General features: G+C 43.1%; 17 protein-coding genes. 2 read left to right on the top strand and 15 right to left on the bottom strand.

Features of this window, described 5'->3' with window-relative positions; genetic code table 11:
* Positions 1–100: 100 nt before the first annotated feature.
* From AC5SXE_RS11405 to AC5SXE_RS11390, 4 genes are all read right to left on the bottom strand, one after another.
* Positions 101–2,023 carry a TRAP transporter permease gene (locus AC5SXE_RS11405; RefSeq protein ID WP_493917381.1) on the bottom strand — a complete coding sequence of 641 codons (1,923 nt, stop codon included), beginning with the start codon at positions 2,021–2,023 and terminating at the stop codon, positions 101–103.
* A 60-nt stretch (positions 2,024–2,083) separates the two neighbouring features.
* Entirely contained in the window at positions 2,084–3,034 is a 951-nt protein-coding gene (locus AC5SXE_RS11400; RefSeq protein ID WP_493917380.1) for a TAXI family TRAP transporter solute-binding subunit, read from the bottom strand.
* Positions 3,035–3,147: 113 nt separating this feature from the next.
* Entirely contained in the window at positions 3,148–3,948 is an 801-nt protein-coding gene (locus AC5SXE_RS11395; RefSeq protein WP_493917379.1) for an IclR family transcriptional regulator, read from the bottom strand.
* 27 nt (positions 3,949–3,975) lie between these two features.
* Positions 3,976–4,902: an isocitrate lyase/PEP mutase family protein gene (locus AC5SXE_RS11390; protein WP_493917378.1), complete on the bottom strand. Its 927-nt coding sequence runs from the start codon at positions 4,900–4,902 to the stop codon at positions 3,976–3,978.
* Positions 4,903–5,109: 207 nt separating this feature from the next.
* Here AC5SXE_RS11390 and AC5SXE_RS11385 point away from each other — a divergent pair, with 207 nt between their 5' ends.
* A complete protein-coding gene (locus tag AC5SXE_RS11385; RefSeq protein ID WP_433913094.1) occupies positions 5,110–6,669 on the top strand; it encodes an amidohydrolase in 1,560 nt (519 codons plus the stop codon).
* Between the two features lie 100 nt (positions 6,670–6,769).
* Complete coding sequence (locus tag AC5SXE_RS11380; protein WP_303883239.1) at positions 6,770–8,071, top strand: L-cysteine desulfidase family protein; 1,302 nt, start codon at positions 6,770–6,772, stop codon at positions 8,069–8,071.
* 95 nt (positions 8,072–8,166) lie between these two features.
* Here the strand turns inward: AC5SXE_RS11380 and AC5SXE_RS11375 are convergent, their stop codons facing one another.
* The 11 genes from AC5SXE_RS11375 to plsY all read right to left on the bottom strand — a co-directional run bounded on the left by AC5SXE_RS11375 (position 8,167) and on the right by plsY (position 18,957).
* Positions 8,167–8,610: a hypothetical protein gene (locus AC5SXE_RS11375; protein WP_303883240.1), complete on the bottom strand. Its 444-nt coding sequence runs from the start codon at positions 8,608–8,610 to the stop codon at positions 8,167–8,169.
* Between the two features lie 418 nt (positions 8,611–9,028).
* Positions 9,029–9,406: a Rid family detoxifying hydrolase gene (locus AC5SXE_RS11370; RefSeq protein ID WP_303883241.1), complete on the bottom strand. Its 378-nt coding sequence runs from the start codon at positions 9,404–9,406 to the stop codon at positions 9,029–9,031.
* A gap of 163 nt (positions 9,407–9,569) precedes the next feature.
* Entirely contained in the window at positions 9,570–10,022 is a 453-nt protein-coding gene (locus AC5SXE_RS11365) for a hypothetical protein (protein ID WP_303883242.1), read from the bottom strand.
* A 21-nt stretch (positions 10,023–10,043) separates the two neighbouring features.
* Complete coding sequence (nhaC, locus tag AC5SXE_RS11360; protein WP_493917377.1) at positions 10,044–11,555, bottom strand: Na+/H+ antiporter NhaC; 1,512 nt, start codon at positions 11,553–11,555, stop codon at positions 10,044–10,046.
* A gap of 347 nt (positions 11,556–11,902) precedes the next feature.
* Entirely contained in the window at positions 11,903–12,739 is an 837-nt protein-coding gene (locus AC5SXE_RS11355) for an SDH family Clp fold serine proteinase (RefSeq protein WP_303883244.1), read from the bottom strand.
* Between the two features lie 119 nt (positions 12,740–12,858).
* Positions 12,859–15,348: an ATP-dependent Clp protease ATP-binding subunit gene (locus AC5SXE_RS11350; protein WP_303883245.1), complete on the bottom strand. Its 2,490-nt coding sequence runs from the start codon at positions 15,346–15,348 to the stop codon at positions 12,859–12,861.
* Between the two features lie 20 nt (positions 15,349–15,368).
* A complete protein-coding gene (locus tag AC5SXE_RS11345) occupies positions 15,369–16,427 on the bottom strand; it encodes a protein arginine kinase (protein WP_493917376.1) in 1,059 nt (352 codons plus the stop codon).
* On the bottom strand, positions 16,414–16,953 hold the full coding sequence (locus AC5SXE_RS11340; RefSeq protein WP_310846992.1) for a UvrB/UvrC motif-containing protein: 540 nt from the start codon (positions 16,951–16,953) through the stop codon (positions 16,414–16,416). The genes AC5SXE_RS11345 and AC5SXE_RS11340 overlap by 14 nt, the downstream gene beginning before the upstream one ends.
* A gap of 21 nt (positions 16,954–16,974) precedes the next feature.
* Positions 16,975–17,454, bottom strand: a complete 480-nt coding sequence (locus AC5SXE_RS11335) for a CtsR family transcriptional regulator (RefSeq protein WP_303883248.1) — start codon at positions 17,452–17,454, stop codon at positions 16,975–16,977.
* Between the two features lie 225 nt (positions 17,455–17,679).
* Positions 17,680–18,225: a manganese efflux pump MntP gene (locus tag AC5SXE_RS11330; protein ID WP_310846996.1), complete on the bottom strand. Its 546-nt coding sequence runs from the start codon at positions 18,223–18,225 to the stop codon at positions 17,680–17,682.
* A 138-nt stretch (positions 18,226–18,363) separates the two neighbouring features.
* A complete protein-coding gene (gene plsY, locus AC5SXE_RS11325) occupies positions 18,364–18,957 on the bottom strand; it encodes a glycerol-3-phosphate 1-O-acyltransferase PlsY (RefSeq protein WP_303884581.1) in 594 nt (197 codons plus the stop codon).
* Between the last annotated feature and the right edge of the window lie 4 nt (positions 18,958–18,961).

The following is an 18,961-nucleotide window of genomic DNA, read 5'->3' as shown; positions in this document are numbered from 1 at the left end:
TCATCAGAAAAACTCTATTAATATGAATCATTTTCTTCGGAATTATAATTTAATGTTAAAAATATATTTAAATCACTTAGCATAAATATAACTTTCATTATTAATATTGTCGTCTTTTCGTAACCATACAAAGAACTACTAATATCGCTAATCCGCAAAAATCAGAAAGCGTTCCCGGATAAAGCAATCCTAATGCACCAATTAGAGCTAAAATACGTTCATACCAACGAAGAGGAGCCATCATATAGTTCTCTGCAGCAGATGCAAGCAAGAAAACGCCAACGATCGCTGAAATGATAGCCTGGATCGTTACCAACCAACTAGATACATTTGTTAATAATATCTCCGGAGCTAAAATGAAGATAAAGGGTACGATAAAACCGGAGAGAGCTAATTTAACTGCCGAAAATGCAGTTTTATTGGGATCTGATCCAGCTAAGCCAGCTGCAGTATAAGCCCCCACGCAAACAGGAGGTGTTACTGTCGCAAGTGCAGCAAAGTAAAAAACAAATAGATGCGCATCCAAGGGATTAACACCAAGTAAAACTATAGCAGGAGCGGCAACAACGCTAGCCATAACATAACTTGCAGTTGTAGGCATTCCCATACCGAATAAAATTGTTATAACCATGGTTACTATAAGCGTTAGCACTAGGTGGCCTTTAGTAACTGCAATAATTGCATCCCCTATGCGAAGGGCAACGCCAGTTGCACCCATTGTGCCAACGACTATACCTACTATAATACATGCAATAGCAACTGAAAGAGCCCCTTTGGATCCATCTTCAAGGGTAGCTATTAGAGTCTTGAGGTCTAATCGATCTGATTTTTTAACAAAGCTAAGTACAATACAACTGAATATACCCCAACACCCTGCATAAAGAGGATTATAACCCTTGACTAACAGGTACACTATAACAAAAAGTGGAATTGCCTTATAGCCACTAGTCAAAAGTACATCCTTGACATTGGGTAACGTATTTTTAGGAAGACCTTCAAGACCCAATTTTGAAGCTTCCAAGCTAAGGGAACACCAAATACCCCAAAAGTAGAGAATTGCAGGAACAACTGCCGCCATTAAAACCATAAGGTAAGGAATGTTAAGAGTGTCAGCGATAATAAAAGCTGCGGCTCCCATGATAGGGGGCATAATTTGGCCACCCGTAGAAGCGGCTGCTTCTACGGCTGCAGCAAAGTGCGGTTCATAGCCTATTCGTTTCATTAGTGGAATCGTAAATGTACCTGTAGTAGCCACATTAGCAGATGTACTGCCACTAATCGTTCCCACAAGAGCACTAGACAATACTGCGATTTTTGCAGGTCCGCCTTTTCGATGTCCAGTCAAAGCCATAGCGATATCATTGAAAAATTCAGAAGTTTTTGTAGAACTCAAAAAAGCTCCAAACAAAACAAACAGATATATATAAGTGGCAGAAACTCCCGTCACAAGACCAAAGAGGCCATCAGTTGTAAGATATAGTTCTTCAATGATTCGCGAAATTGATAAACCAAAATGCTGAAGTGGACCAGGTAAATAACGCCCAAAATAGGCGAAAGGCAAAAAGAGAAAGCAAAAGCTAGGAAGGACATATCCAAGAACGCGACGTCCCGCTTCAAAAACTAATGCAATGAAAATTCCGCCCAGTACTAATTCATAGTTATATACAATCCCTGCTCGAAGAGCGATATCTTCATAACTTAAAAAAACGTATAGAGAGCAACCGGCAGCGGCTAAAGCTAGTACCCAATCCACTAATGAAATTTTGTTTCTTGGTGAACTTTTTGCTCCAGGATACAAAAGGAAGATCATAGCCAGGATAAAAGCTACATGGAAACTTCGTTGCTGCATTGTAGGCAACACTCCAAAAAAAGCTGTATAAAGCTGGAACACAGCAAGAGAAACAGCTAAAATACTGATAATTTTGCCCGAAAAGCCATGTAAAGTTCGCCGTTTACTAACTTTATTAGAAACATCTTTATCATCAGACACACCCGATGAAACAAAAGGTATAGGAGAACTCACAAAAAACACCCGCCTCTTCAATTTTCTAAGTACATAAAGGCTTATCTTCTTTGTAACAATCTATTTAACTAAGCCACATTCTCTATAATACTTTAGTGCTCCTGGATGTACTTCTATAGAACACCCATTAAGTGCATTCTCGATGCTGAAATTGGAAAAGTAACTCGGAAGACGATCTTTCAAAAGTTGTGAATTTTCATACATCATCTTAACAGTCTTATAAACAACGTCTTCATCCATATCAGCATAGGTAATTAAGGCTCCAATTGCAGCAACAGTAGGGATATCGTGGTCGTATCCTTTGTAAGTGCCAGCAGGTATAACTGATAGAGTAAAGAAAGGATATTGCTCCAGAATTGCATCGCGGTGTTCTGGATCAATAGGCAAAAGGCGTACATTCTTAGTAAGCATTTCTTGGATTTGAGCGTTTGGATAGGTAGTAAACCATATATGACCATTGACAGTGCCTGTCTGAAGAGCTTCTACGACCTCTGAGCGACCATAGCGATCAATCTTAATGTCTTCATCTTTTATACCATAAGCGCCAAGCACAATGCGACAATTCGTTTCTATGCCACCACCAATAGGACCAAAATCAACCTTCCTGCCTTTGAGGTCAGTGATAGAATCAATTCCCTCGCCGCTTACTAAGACATGGGCTGGCATTGGATAAACCGCCGTCACAAAACGAAGTTGTTTAAGAGGGCGTCCTTCAAATCCACCAATCCCTCTATAGGCCTCGTCGAGTGCTGCAGATTGCGCAAGGCCAAATTCCACATCCTTCTTTGATAGTGAAATTAAATTCTTCGTAGAACCACCCGTGACGGCCGTGTAGTTGATACCGATTTTTAATTGATTTCCCACTTGAGCTATTGTATTGCCTATTAAGTAAAAACCGCCCCCAATACTGCTGGTGCCAATTCGAACAAATTCTGCAGCATAAGAAGCCCCCAAAAAAGAACCAACAATAACAAACGCCATCAAAATACTTGCTGCAATTTTTCGATACATGTGTATACCTCCTTTTATTTTAAATATAACTTTTTTAATGTAATTTAACGTTACAATCTTACATTCCATCGCGCAAAAGTGACAAAGATCATTTTCGACAGCTTATTCTTTATTTATTTAACCTGTTTCTCATTTGGCACAATGGTTTCTAAGTCTCCAGGAAAACCCAACTGATATGAAATTTCCTCAGCTGCACCTCTGACTTCATCAGTTATTTCTTTTGTTACGTCAAAACGGGAAATAGGTCCACTAAGGCTCAATGACGCTAAAATTTCACCTTCTTTATCAAAGACGGGTGCGGCTACAGCTACCACTTCCATGTCTCGTTCTCCATAACTTATCGCATACCCTTCTTCCTTTATCTTTGCAAGTTCCTTTTTAAAGAGGGCGGCATCGGAGATGGTGTTTTTCGTCAGAGGTTTAAGTTGTGTATGGGAAATTACTTTTTCGATAAAACCATCTGATTGCCATGCCAATAACACTTTTCCGGCTGCACCACAATAGGCAGGAACTTTCTGACCCAAGTGAACCACTTGTCTTACAAGGTGTATACCTTCTACCTGTTTTATGCACACTCGTTCAAAACCCTCTAGAACATAAAGGTTTACGGTTTCTCCTGTTATGTCACGCAATCGCTCCATTACAGATCCGGCAACATAATTGATGTTCATAGTATTAGTTACGATAGAGCCTAAATGAAAGAGCTTTACGCTTAAGCGATATTTGTTGGTTTTTGAATCTTGACAAACATAACCTTCTTCCTGGAGCACTTGAAGGAGCCAATGGGCAGAGCTTTTTGGTAAATCAACCTTTCTGGCTATTTCACTTACTCCAAGAAAAGGCTCCTCCACCGAGAAGGCCGATAGGACTTTTAGGGCTCGACGAATTGAAGTACCTCCTACTTTTTCTTTCATCTGATGCACGCACTCCCTTGGTACATGCTAATGGTGCTCTGCCTTTGCCTTTTCCAGACCATCGCGGCTTTGATATCTCATCGATATCTCTTCGTCAGTGAGATAACGCGATTCCAAATCTCTGATCTCATCTAGTGCTACAAGGTTGGCAAACTCCTCAAAGCTGATCACGCCAGGTAGACCCTTTATGGTGCCATTCTCCTTTATGTACTCCAGAGCCTGCTTTACGCCCCACGCAGCTGCCATAGTGGCAGTGACAGGAATGCTAACCCTGGCAGCTCCCCATTCCTGGAGTTCTTGAATGGTAACAAGAGGTGTTCTTCCGCCCTGAAGCAAATTTATAGAAACAGGAGCGTCGATCTCCTTTATCACTCGTTTTATGCCTTCAACGGAGGTCACAGCTTCGACAAAGATCAGATCGGCCCCGGCTTTGGCGTACATATTTCCACGGCGAATTGCTTCATCTATACCCAAGACCATATAAGCATCGGTCCGAGCGTTGATTACAAAATCGGGGTCTTTGGCAGCTTCCCTGGCCGCCTTGATTTTTAGAACCATTTCCTCGGCCGATATGCATTGTTTTCCCGTAATGTGACCACACCTTTTGGGGCTAACTTGGTCTTCCAAATTGATGCCCGCTACACCTGCGGCCTCAAATTCGCGAACAGTATAATAGGTGTTTACTGCATTCCCAAACCCGTTATCACCATCGGCCATTACAGGAATATCCACGGCATGACAAACATTACGCGTTATTTCAAGCATCTGCGTACTGCTTAAAATGCCAATATCGGGTAGTCCTAATAAAGATGCCGCGAAACCAAATCCAGAACACTGAACTGCCTTAAAACCAGCAGCTTCAATCAATCGTGCCGAAAGGACGTCATAGGCACCAGGCATTACCAAGATCTCTGGGTCGTTAATCATTTTCTTTAAAAGAGTGGTTCTCCTCATTCAAGTCACCTCAATGTTCAATAATTTGGAACATAGTACTATTTTGTTGAACCTTAATTGTATTTTATCACTCTTCTAGATTCTGTCAAGCTTTGTCCTAACAAAAGATACACGAATGCTTGAATACCCTACACTATGATGTCGCAAATTAAGGGTTATAATTCAGAGGAAACAATTTGACACGATAAACAGGAGGATAGAAAAGACATGAGTTGCGTTACCGGATTTGTCAATTGCAAGGCTTACAGCACTGTCAAGGTTGATCAACCCTTTGAAGCCTTTTTGGTCGTCCAAGGTAAGGTGGCATCGTTAGGATCGAGCAAAAAAATCGCCGAACAGGCAAAATCCCTGGAGGGGGACATCGTAGATCTAAACGGAAAATGCGTTTTGCCGGGCTTCATAGATTCCCACCTGCACATCGACGAGCTTGGAATGTACTTGAACTCACTTGACTTGAGAGGCACCAAAAGCATAGGCGAGCTTCAAGAAAAGCTGCAAGACTTTGCCTCAAACGTGACGACACCTTGGATCTTGGGACATGGTTGGGACCAGGAACTTTTCAGCGAAAAAAGATGGCCAACCAAGGACGACCTGGACACAGTAGAAAATAAAAGGCCTGTAGTCTTTTCCCGGGTGTGCCTGCACGCGGCCGTCTTAAATTCCAAGGCTTTAGAAGTTACGGGCATCTCATCCCCCACCGGTATAGTTGTCGAGGGAGATTTTCAGCGCGCCAGGGATGCCTTCAAGCAAAGTCTTACGCATGAAGATTGCAAAAAGATGATAAAAGACGCCCTTGTTTACGCTTCAAGCCTGGGGCTAACTTCCCTAGGATTCGTAAGCTGCGACCGAAAGATGCTGTCCGCGCTGATGTCTATGTGGTACGAGAAAGAAAGTACAACAAGGGTCAGGATATATCTAGAACCAGGCAAAAGATGTCAAACTGGAGAAAGGATGTACGAGGACATTGAACTCCTCGATGCTATCGAAAAGCTCGGCATAAAAAGGGGCTTTGGCGACGATGTTTTTAAAATACAGGGGATAAAAATCCTTGCCGACGGATCGCTAGGTGCCCGCACCGCATGGCTGACCAAACCTTACGCAGACCAACCAGACCAGCAGGGATTTCCAAACATTGGTAAGGAAGAGCTCACTGAACTGGTAAAGCTGGCCGATGCCACCGATTTGCAACTGGCCATTCACGGGATCGGCGACGCCACTATAGACATGATATTTGACGTATTTCAGGAAACTGAAATACGTGACCGCGGACATCGAATCGAGCATCTTTCTGTTTTGAGACCCGATCAAATTAAACGCATGAAGGACTTGGGACTATATGCCTCAGTTCAACCTCATTTTGTAATTTCCGATTGGTGGGCAATGGAAAGATTGGGCATGAAAAGGGCAAGCTTCATACACCCCTTCAAAAGCATTTACTTCTCAGGCATACCGATGGCCTTCGGCACGGATTCTCCCGTTGAAAAGTTGAATCCTTGGGAGACCATATATGCCGCGGTGACGAGAGGCAAATTTGAGGGCATTCCCATTGCAGCAGCAACCCCCGATGAGGTTTTGGACACGAAAGAAGCGATTTATTGCTATACTGAAGGCGGAAGTACGATCATGCATGACCCCTATATTGGCAGCTTGGAAATAGGCAAGCTGGCCGATTTTATCGTGGTAGACGAAAATCCCTTTGAGGCAAACGCATGCTCCCTCAAAGACATTAAGGTGTTAAAGACATACATAGGTGGGAAAGCTTCATAATCCTCTATCTTTATACTGGAGCTTGCTACAGTTTAAGTTTCGAGGTATAATTTTAATCAGTACATAAATTTACAACCCTAATAAAAGAGGAGGGACAAATTTGGTTACGTTAAAAGAATTCCTGCGATCGGAAGTGGTGCCTGCACTTGGCTGTACCGAGCCCGGAGCCGTGGCTCTAGCCGTGGCCCGGGCAAGGAAGGAGGCAAACTTCGAGGAAGTTAAAAAGATTGAAGTTGTCGTTAGCGCAAACATTTACAAAAACGGATATGCTGTCGGGATTCCAGGCACCAAAGGCTTAAAGGGGAATGTCATTGCTGCCGCTCTAGGAGCTATCTGTGGAAATTGCGAATGTGGTCTCGAAGTGCTAAAATGTTGCAATGACGATGATGTAAAAAGAGCGTTACACCTTGTCGATGAAGGTCTTGTAATCGTATCACCAGACCTTAAGAGAAAGGGCGTATACGTGCAAGCTACGATAACCACCGAAAGGCACGTGTGCACCTGTATAATCGAGGATACTCACACCAATATTTCAAAAGTAAAGCTAGACGGAAGACTCATTCTTTCAAAGAAAAAAAGATTCCAATCAAAACAAAACGCGGAAAATGCAAGTATTACAGGCCAAATAAAAAATATGACATTCAAGGAACTGACCTACCTGATAGACGAAATAGATGAAGCAGACACGAACTTTATCTTTGAAGGAGTAAAAATGAACATGGCTATGTCTCAAGCAGGTTTAGATCCTAAAAGCAAGTTTGGCTTAGGAGTCGGAAGAACTATCATGAAATTAGTAAATGCCAACACCCCCTCAACTTTACCCCAAAAAATAAAAGCCTACACTGCGGCTGCTGTAGATGCAAGGATGGCGGGGATTTCTATGCCCGTCATGAGCAGCGCAGGAAGTGGAAACCATGGCATAACAGCAATACTTCCCGTTTACCTGGTGGCAGAATTTTATAATAAAACGAGAGAAGAAACTGCCAAAGCTATAGTCTTAAGTCATTTAACCACTAGCTTTTTGAAAAGCAGAACAGGGCGATTAAGCCCAATTTGCGGATGTACCGTAGCAGCTGGCGCTGGAGCGGCTGCCGGCATCACTTATCTTTTTTCTGATGATATACATAAAATTGAGAAAGCCATTGAAATCCACGTTAGCAACCTAATCGGGATGATATGCGATGGTGCAAAAGATACTTGCGCTTTAAAGGTTGGTACAGGAGCCTGCGAGGCTTTTGTAGCCGCCATGATGGCATTAGAAGAAAACAGACCTGAAATACCACAGGGCATTTTGGGGATAACGCTGGAAGAAACGGCAGAAAATCTGGCATCATTGAGTAATAGAGGCATGAAAGATGTTGATTCTATCATAATAGAATTGCTTTCGAAAAATAATCCATAAAATTATTTTTTAAAAATTGCCAAGATCAAATACAAACACGAGTTCTTTTAGAACCAAACTAAAGGAACTCGTGTTTATTTTTGCCTTATCCAAGGCTACATGATCAATTTGCCACCCGACTTGCCGCCTTTAGTGATTTTGTCAAGCTCGGATAAAACCGCCGGTGAGGCAACATCAAGGCGTGGCTTTTTCATCTCCTGAGAAGCAAGCTCGCGAAGTCTTTGCTCATACTCTTCCATGCTCTTTGTTATAGTTGCAGCATCGCCTTTGAGCCATACAATAATATTATCTGCTATTGCCCTAACTTCTTCATCTGAAAGTTCGGCTTGCGTAACCCCGATGGCTTTCATCAGCTTTCCTTGCTCTCTTACCGATTCGACGATATCATCATCAGTTATTATCCCTTTTTTATAAAGGACACGTCCCAAAACGTCGAACTTTGTTTTCAGACTTTCTTCAGACATGGCGATGCTGTCTATGCGAGCCATCAAGAAAGAAAGCATATCCTCCAAAGTCATTTGCATCATCCTGGGTTGCATTATATATTCCCCCCCTTATGGTAAATTTCCCCTTAACCTTTTTAGCCTCCTATGAGCCGTGAAGCACGTGTATTTTAACAGAAAAGTAGCGAAATTTAAATAAAAGTTAATAAAAAAGGGACCCACGCGGGCCCCTTTTTTTGAGGAGGAGATAGGGTTTAGGTACGGATTACCGGATTTTGCCTTCATAACCGCACCCAGCAAAAAAGTTTAATCATTTAAGACGGCTCTGTCAATAAGGAAAATTATATTCTATATATTCGCAACATTTTTAACTTTCCAAAATGCTTTCGGTGGAAAACCAAATACAGAAACGTCAAGTAACAGCCAAAATTTTCTGCAATGATAAAGAGCAATGACGGTAAATTTGCTACACTAAAGCCAAATTGAAATGGCATTCCGAATTTCTTGCAATGACCTAGGCTACAGCTATTGCCTCTATTTCTAGCATCGCTTCCTTCTTCGGCAAAGCACTTACCTCTATTAGGGACCTGGCGGGTTTATGTTCTCCAAAAAATTGCGAGTATATCTTATTGATCGCTTGAAAGTTTGCCATATCTGTCACGAAAACTGTAGTTTTTACCACCTTAGAAATATCAGAACCCGCAGCTTCTAAAATAGCAGCGATATTTTCTAAAACTTTCAGAGTCTGATCTTCCACAGACCCGCTAACCACTTGGCCGCTTTCCAACTCCAAAGGCAGCTGCCCCGATAGAAAAATAAACCCGCTCGACTTAATCGCCTGTGAGTAAGGCCCTATGGCCTTAGGAACTTTATCGCTGGACACATAATGCATTACAGTCGCCTCCCATACGTTTTTAATAATAAGACTAAAGTATATTATCACATTCGCAGGGTATATAAAGTTGAAAGTTCTAAAACACCCCGCCATTGCTGGCGGGGTGTAAATCGTAAATCGTCAATCATTATAGATGGGAAACGATCGAGGACGTACCGCATCACCCGCCTTTATTCTTTTTTTCCCGTGAATTTGAACTAAAATCGCTCATCGAATCGATCCCAACCTCTGGAGCATATTTGCTTAGCAACTCTTTAAGCAACGCTTCTTCTTCCCGCTTAAATAGAATTTTCCAACCTGTAATTCCTCTTTCAAAAAAGACCATCATCGCATCGCCTTTAAATGAAAAAGTGACGGCTTTCACCTCTTGCCAGGGAAAAAATTCAACAGAAGTCCCTAATATCCCTTTTACTTCTTTAACCAGCCCCTCAGGGGAAACATAGACCCTTTTTTTGTAAATAATCCCATAAAAGGCAGCAATGGCCAATATCAATTTATGAAGCGCAAACTCGCAAAAGGCAGAATAAACACAATAAAGCCCAAAAAGAAGTAGAAATATTTTCATCCATTTGGAGGTTGAATAACTCGATCGCGATTCAATGATGGTCTCCATTTGTACACCTCTTCCTGGAAATTACACTTTTATGATATCTTCGTCAGTCTCCTTGCGCCAGTAAATGTATTTGCCCATTGCCGTTAGCACGATTGCCACAATAGGGTTAAGATAATTTAAGAATGCATAGGGCAAATATTGAACCGTCGGCACACCCAGGACGCCAGCATGATAGGCACCACAAGTATTCCACGGAATTAAAACCGACGTCATCGTACCGCTATCCTCCAAAGTCCTGGAAAGCATCCTGGGATGCAGTCCCCTTTCATCAAAAGCCGGCTTAAACATCCTCCCTGGCAAAACAATTGCGACATACTGGTCTGCCAAAAGCACATTGGTAACTATGCAGGCAACTATCACCGACGTGACTAAGCCGGTAACGCCTTTGACACGACGTAATATTGCAGCTAGCAGCACCTCTAAGAAACCGCAACACTCCATAACTCCACCGAAAGAAAGGGCGCAAAATATCAACGAAATGGTCCACATCATCGAGTCAAGTCCACCTCTTTCCAGCAAATCGCTAAGCAATGCACCTACCTCTTGCGCAAGCTCTGGCGCGATGTCTACCACGTTATGTGTGGCAAGGAGGTCTGCGACTACATTCAGGCTTTCAGCTCCAGCTATTTCGGCGCTGAACGCAGGAACGTAACCATAATGAATCGCTTCAACCATTGTGCCTAGGCCATGACCTTGAGAAAGGATCATAATGCTTCCTAAAACAACTCCTGCGAACAAGCTGGGTATGGCGGGAAATTTGAGAGCCGCCAAAAGTATGACTACTATTGGTGGAATAAATCCCAAAAAACTAATATTGAACTCGGCGGCTAACAACTTCTGGAAAGCTTCTATCCTAGAAACGTCCAAAATACCTCCAGCGAATCTAAATCCTAAAACTACGGTTATTACCGCAACTATGGCGTAAGTGATCATAGTAGTGGATATCATGGCGCGAATATGACTGAAAAGAGTTGTTCCAGCCACCGCGGGAGCAAGGTTCGTTGTGTCAGATAAAGGTGATATTTTATCTCCAAAATAAGCCCCCGAAATAACAACACCTGCCGCCAAAGGCACGGGAACCCCAAGGCCTGCTGCTATACCTATCAATGCTAAACCTACAGTCCCAGACGTACCCCAAGACGTTCCCGTCGCAAGCGATACAATGGAACATATAAGCAAGGTGGCAAGTAAAAAGATGTTTGGTGACAATATGCTCAATCCATAATAAATCAGAGTAGGAACTATGCCGCCCTGGATCCAGGAGCCAATGATCATCCCTACTATCGTTAAAATCAATATAGCCTGAAGCCCAGCGAGAATGCCACGAAAAATGCCATCCTCCATTTCCTTCCATTCAATATGTAGTAAATAACGACCCATCAAACAGGCAAAGGCAACGGAAAAAACTAACGGTACATGAACGTCCACTTCCAAAACTAAAACTCCCACCCCTATACATATAACCGCAACGACAATCACAATCACTGCCTCTAAAAGTGTAGGCTTTCTTGGAGAACCCCTTAATCCACCCATTTTTCCCTACCTCCTCTCACTCTTATAATAAAGTGTCATAGAATCACTTGAGCTTCTGCTGTTTGAGCCGCGAAGGTTTTACACTCATATTCTCATATTACTATTTTCTCATACTATCATCTCCTTCACCTGACGTCTTCATATATAAAATGTACATCACGATACTTATGTACCTTCATGTTTTTATCATGACGTGTTCTATTATAATGAGAAAGAATCACACGATGCAACATGCCCCTAACTCTTTGTAATTCTTTGGAGTTCTTCCAGTTTTTTAAGCAAGAAAAATTACTATCTAGCCTAAACGTCCCTCGATTTTAAAAGATTTTCCAACCTTTCGCTCATTTTCACTCTTTTCCGTTAGATGTGGGACGTTGATAAGGAAGAGGCACGTATTGAACGGATGGACGCCTTTGGGCTGCTTGTGGATATAGATGCATAAGTGCCGCTACCTCTTCGGGTATCCCAAAAGTCACATTAAGGCCTAACTGCTTTGCTTCATCGGGCATAATTGGGTAATCATGGGTCCATCTTCCATCAGTTAGAGTAACCGCAATTTCTTGGGCTTTATCCTCGGGAAATTCGTTTCTTACTAGTAAATCGTAAACACACCGTCGCGTCTGCGCAATTGCCTTCTTGGACATATCGGCTAAAATAACAGTGTTGTCGTCTATTTCGGATATGGGTTTCTGCTCCAAAACCTTTAAGATTGATACAGCTGGAAACTGGCCAATCTGAGGATCTACAGGACCTAATACTGCGTTTTCATCCATGACTATTTCATCCGCAGCAAGGGCAATAAGCGTACCCCCGGACATGGCATAGTGGGGAACGAAAACGCTTACCTTTGCTTCGTGTTTTGACAGGGCGCTTGCGATTTGTTCAGCAGCTAAAAGTAACCCTCCAGGAGTATGAACTATGAGGTCAATGGGCATATCCTTGGGCGTAAGTTTTATGGCTCTTAAGACTTCTTCGGAATCTTCGATGCTTATGAAATTCCTAGAAAACATTCCAAGAAAGCCAACAGATTCCTGCCTATGGATCAAAGTAACTACCCGACTCTTACGTTGTTGTTCAAGCTTTTTTATTAACCCATGCCTCGTACGTTGCAAATTCCACTGCTTAAGGGAAGGCTGGATCAGCAAAAAGAAAAACAACAACCAAAAAAATGGAAACCCGTACATATTTATAGCACCACCTTAACAAATGGATTTGATTAAAATATTATACATTATAATATAACAATAAAAGGTCACGGAAAAGAAACTTTTCCGTGACCTTTTATTGCCCTTAGATGTTAAGCCTATACAATTTGTTTACTACTGGCCTTTTCTAGGCCCTTGTCTTCGTCCCCTGACACTGGAATGAAGATTATGTCATCGTCTCTTACATCAACTTTGATGACACTATCAGGTTTAATTTTTCCTTCAAGCAGAATGTCCGCCAATCTATCTTCGAGGTACCGCTGTATCGCCCTTCTCAGTGGCCGTGCTCCAAACTTAGGTTCATATCCTTTTTTGAGCAAGAATTCTTTTGCAGCATCGGTGACCTCTACGAATAATCCTTTTTCCGCTAGTCGTTTCGCCACATCTTTGATCATGAGATCCACGATCTGCAATAGTTCCTTTTCACCTAATGGCTTAAAGACAACTATCTCGTCAATCCTGTTTATAAACTCCGGCCTGAATGTCCTCTTCACGGCATCCAAGATGCTCTTCTTGGCCTCCTCGAAGTCAATGCCATTTTCAGAGCTAGCGGCAAAGCCTATGGTCGGTCCCTTCATTAAATCTTGAGCACCTAGGTTGCTAGTCATTATGACCACAGTGTTTTTAAAGTCCACTACGCGACCTTGTCCGTCCGTTAGCCTTCCATCCTCTAAAATTTGCAAAAGTATGTTAAATACATCGGGATGAGCCTTTTCTATTTCGTCCAAAAGTATGACTGCGTAAGGACGCCTTCTGACGGCTTCAGTTAATTTGCCTCCTTCTTCATAACCGACATAACCTGGAGGTGCTCCAATGAGTTTTGATACTTCGTGGCGCTCCATGAATTCGCTCATGTCAAGTCTTACCATGGAATCTTCATCGCCGAACATAAATTCTGCCAAAGCCTTGCTTAGTTCAGTCTTTCCAACCCCAGTAGGCCCCAAAAAGAGGAAGCTTCCTATGGGACGCTTTGGATCCTTCAGGCCACTTCTTGCTCTTCTTATTGCCTTAGCCACTACAGTAACAGCCTCTTCTTGGTTAATTATACGCTTGTGAATTTCTTCCTCCATGCGGAGTAACCGCCGGCTTTCTTCTTCAGTCAGTTGCGTTAGGGGAATGCCAGTCCACTCTGAAACGATTAGTGCTATATCCTCTTCATCGACGATTGGCTCCTCTTGCGAGTTCTTGGCTTGCCAAGCTTTTCGCTTCTCCTCAAGCTCTTCAGACAGTTTTCGCTCCTCATCTCTCAAAGCAGCAGCCTTTTCGAACTCTTGAGAAGCAACAGCCGCTTCTTTCTCTTTCCTGACTGTTTCTAGCTTTTTTTCCAGCTCTTTTATGAACTCGGGAGGATTCATGGCGGAAAGACGTACTCTTGCCCCTGCTTCATCGATGAGATCTATAGCTTTATCGGGCAAATACCTATCGCTTATATAACGAGCAGACAATCTGGCTGCTGCCTCTAACGCTGCATCAGTAATCTTAACCCTATGATGCGCCTCGTATTTATCCCGCAAACCTTTTAGGATTTCTATAGTATCCTCAATCGTTGGTTCACCCACGTAAACTGGCTGGAACCTGCGCTCCAAAGCAGCGTCCTTTTCTATATATTTCCTATACTCGTCTAGCGTTGTAGCTCCTATGACCTGGAATTCTCCTTTGGCAAGGCTTGGTTTTAAAATATTTGCTGCATCCACAGCTCCTTCTGCTCCTCCGGCTCCAACTAAGGTGTGAATTTCATCGATGAAAACGATGACATCTTTTGAGTCACGAACTTCCTTCACCAACTTCCTCATTCTTTCCTCAAATTCGCCCCTGTACTTAGTGCCCGCAACGAGGTTGCCAATGTTAAGTTGCACAATTCGTTTGTTCTTGAGAACCTCGGGCACCTCGCCACTGGCAATCATTTGAGCTAACCCCTCAACTATAGCGGTCTTACCCACACCAGGATCGCCTATAAGGCACGGGTTGTTTTTGGTCCTTCGCGACAAAATTTGAATCACTCGTTGTATCTCGCGCTCTCTGCCTATGACAGGATCAAGCTCTCCTTGACGAGCCATTTCTACTAAATCAATGCCCAGTTGATCGAGTGTAGGAGTTTTGGTGCGAGTTCTTTTCTTCGACAACCCTGGTTGATTCATCTGATCCACATCTCCCCCGGAAAGATAGCGCACTACCTCTTGATACACTTTTTGCATATCCAGGCCCATGCTCATGAGCACTTGAGCTGCAATGCCCTCTCCTTCCGCAAGCAACCCTAGAAGTATATGCTCCGTCCCGACATAGTTAACGCCCATATTTCGGGCTTCTCTCATGGCTAAATCTAGCACTCGTTTGGCTCTAGGACTTAAGGGAAGATCCACCGGTTTTTCCTTGGGTTGCCCTTTACCGACAAGTTGCTCTACTCTCCTTCGAACCTCGTCCAGGTCGATGCCCAAAGATGTCAATACGTGAGCTGCCACCCCATCTCCCTCGACTAGTAAACCAAGTAATATATGTTCGGTCCCGATAATGTCGTGACCTAGTCTTAAAGCCTCACGATGGGCTAATTGAATCACTCTTCTTGCTCGTTCCGTAAAAAATTGCCACATACTTTTTCACCTCTTATGATCTATCTGTTTTCGATCGCTTTGATACGTTCTCGCAAAAACGTTGCCCTAAAAACGTCTCGCTCCTCTGGCGATAATTCTTTACCTGCATACATTTGCACGTGATTGGGCTGCACGCCCAGTACAAGGTTGTTCCATTCTTCAACTGAAATCTCGGGAGTTATCCCCATATCGCTGCCCATTTTAATTAACGAAATTAACTCAAGCGCCTCTCTGCTGGCAATGCTCCTGGAGTAACGCAATATCCCAAAAGCCCGCCATACTCTATCATCCAGCGATATGCCCAGCTTGCGCTTCATGACGGTCCTGGCGCGCTCTTCTTCCGCAACCACTTGACTTACCGCAGAAGATACCTTATCTACTAACTCTTCCTCGCTTAAGCCCAGGGTAATTTGATTTGAAATCTGATACAAAGACCCCAGCACATCACTTCCTTCGCCATAACTTCCCCTTACCGTAAGCCCAATGCGGTTGCTTTCATTCACAAGCTTGACTACCTGCTTTGACATTTCGAGTGCAGGGATGTGAACCATTACCGATGCGCGCATTCCAGTTCCTACATTTGTCGGACAAGCAGTGAGGTAGCCGAAATCAGGATCAAAAGCATATTCTAATTCCTCGAAGACCTTTTCGACCTTTTTTGCGATGCGCCATACTTCATTAAGTTCCAGGCCGGCCAAGATCACCTGAATCCGCAAGTGGTCTTCTTCGTTCACCATTATGGAAACCACACCCTTTGGATCTATGATCACAACTCGCCCAAGACCGCCATTAGCAAAAGGAGGACTAATCAAATGTCTTTCAACCAAAATCCACCTGGATAAGGGATCGAGCACATCCATTTCCACAACGTCGCTATTTTTTAAAATATCTGATTCAGATATAACGTGTTTTACTTCTTCGGCTATAGCCAATAACTTTTCTTTGCTACATCGATGTGTAAAGGGATATTTACTTAAATTTCTAGCCAATCTGATGCGACTAGAAACGGCAATGTTAGAGCTGCTGCCCCTTCCTTTGATCCATTCAATAGGATGCGCTAACAAGTCATGCCTTGCCATCACTACCATCACCTTTCGATGTCAATTCACGAATGCGATCGCGGATCTTGGCTGCGCGTTCATACTCCTCTCTTTCTACAGCCTCTTTTAGTTCTCCTTGCAATCGTTCAAGCTCACTCTTAACCGCTTCTCCTCTAAAAGCACTGACATCTGGTCTGTCTCCCCTATGTCGGTCAGATCCATGGATCTTGCGAAGTAGTGGTTTGATGTATTCCCTAAACGTTTTGTAACAGGTAGGGCAGCCAAATTTGCCGCTTTTTTGAAACGTCGTGAAATCCAATCCACAATCTTGACATTTGACCTCCGTCTGAGTTGTCCTGCGCGCACTCTTGGATGCTAAAGGCTCAAACAACGATCCCAACAAATTCTCCCAAGATAAATCGAAGCTTAAATGGGGAAACACGTCAATTTCAAGGCTCATAGCCTCAGCGCACTCCCTGCAAAGGTGATACTCCCTTACTTCCCCATTAATCATTTGTTTTATGTGTACCTCCGCCTCCCGATCTTGACAACGTTCGCACAACATAGCTATTCCCCCTAATAATGCCTATATAATAGCGAGGCTCTTCAGTATCCTCCTTACAAGTTCTGTGTTAAGTTCATCTCTTCGGTACACAGGAAGATCGAAGAGCGATGTCAGCATTTCGTCCATAAACCTCAACATCACCTCTAAAATGGCTCGTTCCCTTAGCGTTAGTATCTCTCGCTCTTCTAAATTCTTCAAAAGACGCCTCATGTCCTGCAGTGACATAACATCATCCAAAATATCCTCTAGGTGATTCAATCGATCTTCCACATCCGATAAGGACACTCTTATGATTCGAATGTAGCCGTGCCCCCCTCGTTGACTTTCAACGATAAAGCCTCTTTCAGGCGTAAACCTGCTTTGCAACACGTAGTTAATCTGACTGGGCACGCATCCAAAAAAGCTAGCTAGCTCCTTTCGCCGCAAGATAATTTCATCATCGGTATTCGCTTCAAGTTGATTACGAATATATTTTTCTATTTTCTCAGTAAGACTTCCCATACCACAGCACCCCTATCTTGCAACTATTACCATGACCAAAAAACATTATATGCATAATGGTCAAGATATGTCAAGGATTATGTTAGGAATGCCGAACATAATATTAAGGCCTCTGTGTCTTGGAAAAACAGGCCAAGGGCTGGTTGTATGTTGACACGAGCGATCCTCATCCTAACGTGAGTTAAAATCTTAGACATGCTTCATCAATAAAGAACATTTACAAATTCATATAAACAACATTTTCAAACCTATGGCACATATGACCAACCCGCCCAACATACAGGCAGATGGTCCTAAAAGAAACCCCAAAATTCGGCCAAAATATACGCCTAATAAACACATGCCTGAGGTAATAATACCCGCTACTGAAGATAAAAAAATTATAGAGACATTCGTAACGGCCATTCCAATACCAACGGACAAGGCATCTATCGAAGTGGCTATTGCGAGCATTAATAAAGTAATCCCGCTAGTGGGATCTTTCGCATTGCACTTTCGATCCTTTCGGGAGTCAATGATCATTTTTACGCCAACAAATATGAGGATTAAGGCGGCCATCCATTGATCATAGGGCGAAAACTTGCGCAACACACAACATCCCGAAAAATAGCCCAAAATAGGCATGGCGAACTGGAAAAAACCAAAAACACTGCCCATCCTTATGGCAGATGCAAAATAATTACCTCCTCGACAAGCCCCAACGCTCAAGCATACCGAAAAAGCATCCATAGATAGGGACAAGGCAATCAAAAGAACGTAAAGAATTGGCAAGCACAAAAACCCCCTTTAACAATGACACTAATACTTAAAATACAAGCATTTAAAAATTTCCTTGCTTTAAAAAGACTTGTCCTTCACATTCCCAAGGGTCCTATCGGATTCAACTTTTAATTTCGAATTAAGACGACTTTAAGCGACGCGCTCACCAACTTTGTGCTCGGTCCCAGTAAGAAGTCTTTTTATGTTGGCGTGGTGCCTTATTATGGTAAGAATCGCCAAGAAAGACGATGCCATAATATAAGCCCTGTTTGAACCAAGAAGCACTAGCCATAAAGGCGTGGAAACTAGGGAAACCATTGATGCTAAAGAAACGTAGCGACCTATCTTCATTATGCAATACCACAATATTCCCCCAATGATCGAAGCAAGAGGATGAAACATGAATATAACTCCAAAGGTAGTGGCCACTCCCTTTCCTCCTTTGAACTTTAACCATACTGGAAAGTTGTGTCCCAATACCGCCACCACGCCCATGATGGACAAAACTTGAGGAGAAGTTACCCCGAGCATTTTAGCGATCAATAGGGCCAATCCTCCCTTTACGATATCGAAGATCCCGACCACAATGGCCCACCTTTTTCCCATGACCCTTCCTACGTTTGTCGCACCAATGTTGCCGGATCCATAATTTCTGATGTCCTCGCCCCTTACAATTTTGACGACCAAATAACCCATTGGCGCTGAACCCAGAAGATAAGCCAAAATCACTAACAATACTACCATTGGC

It is taken from the genome of Acetomicrobium sp. (assembly GCF_059026225.1).
This window is presented reverse-complemented; position numbering and strand designations above follow the sequence as displayed.